This window comes from Rhodococcus sp. EPR-134 (assembly GCF_001647205.1).
Lineage (GTDB): Bacteria > Actinomycetota > Actinomycetes > Mycobacteriales > Mycobacteriaceae > Rhodococcus_F > Rhodococcus_F qingshengii.
Genome location: NZ_LVCT01000550.1, coordinates 1 through 1,147 on the forward strand (window position 1 = coordinate 1; position 1,147 = coordinate 1,147).

Consider the following 1,147-nt stretch of genomic DNA (forward strand, 5'->3'; position numbering starts at 1 on the left):
GCGCCGGCGGTGGACCGGACGGCTTCGGTGGTGCGGGGATCTTCCTTGCCCGCTCCGCCGTAGACCTGGCAGTCCTGAGTGTCGCAGGTGTCGGCGTACGAGCTGCGATGCTCGGTCGCAGCGTACGAGCGTGCTGCCACGGCTTGCGCCCGTAGCGCTTCGGCCCCACCGGAATCGGCCCATTCGGCCTTCGCTTCGACCGGCACCACGCCGAGCAGGTAGTCCTCCATGTCGAGGAGATTGACTGTCCGAGCCGAGCCGTTGTCGAGCACTACGCCGAGGGCGCCTCGATAGGGCGCGTCGTTGTTGCACAGCTTCAGGAACTGGTCGGCGGGTCGATCAGGACCGAGGTCCACCGGGTCCACCCACGGATGGTCGGTGACCGCTTCCCAGACAACCCCGCCACCACACCCGCTGGTGACCACTACCTGCGCACCGCCACCGGGCAGCGCAGTGAGATGGGCAGCCTCGCCGGGCGCGGTGCGCTGACCGTTGACCACGAGGCCGGCGTCGGAGTAGACGTCGAGCGTCGAGTTGTCCTGGGCCGTGAGCCGCACACTCATCTGGGCAGGCGGCATCGAGTCCAGGACGGTTCCCCCGTAGTAGTGACTGAGGATTCGCTCGCCGGACCAGCCGTCGTTCTTGGCGTAGCCGTAAGCGCCCCACTGGCCCATTCCACGGCCATGTCCGTTGCCGTGCCCGGAGAGCGTGAATTGCGTGTCGGCAGCGACGGCGTGCAGGATCGACGGCTCGTCAGCGCGGATTTGCGTGAAACCTCCGATCGCGACGCCGAGCGCAAGAGCCGGAACGAGACCGAGGACCGAGATCCGCATCAGCGAGGTTCGCCTCCCGGGTCCGCCCACCAGAAAGCGACCTGCGCGACCGGACACAGGCTTCTTACCTGCAGTTCCGCTTCTTCCGCTTCTCGCCATCAATGCTCTCCTCATCGCTACCGGCCTCACGAGTCCGCGAAGTCGGTACTTCGCGCGCAGGCCAGTCCACAACGATTTAACTAAAGTCTCACCCTAAGGTTGAGCGTTATGGACTTTTGTGACTAGTGTGGCAAGAGTGTTTGGAGTTAGCAACACCAGTCACACGAGTCACATCAGCATCACGAGTTGCAGACGTACGCGTCCGAAAACTGGAG

General features: G+C 64.6%; 1 protein-coding gene. It reads right to left on the reverse strand.

What is annotated here, in order from left to right; genetic code table 11:
* On the reverse strand, nucleotides 1-932 hold a 932-nt coding region (locus A2J01_RS24775), incomplete at its 3' end, for a SpoIID/LytB domain-containing protein (protein WP_331715335.1).
* Between the last annotated feature and the right edge of the window lie 215 nt (nucleotides 933-1,147).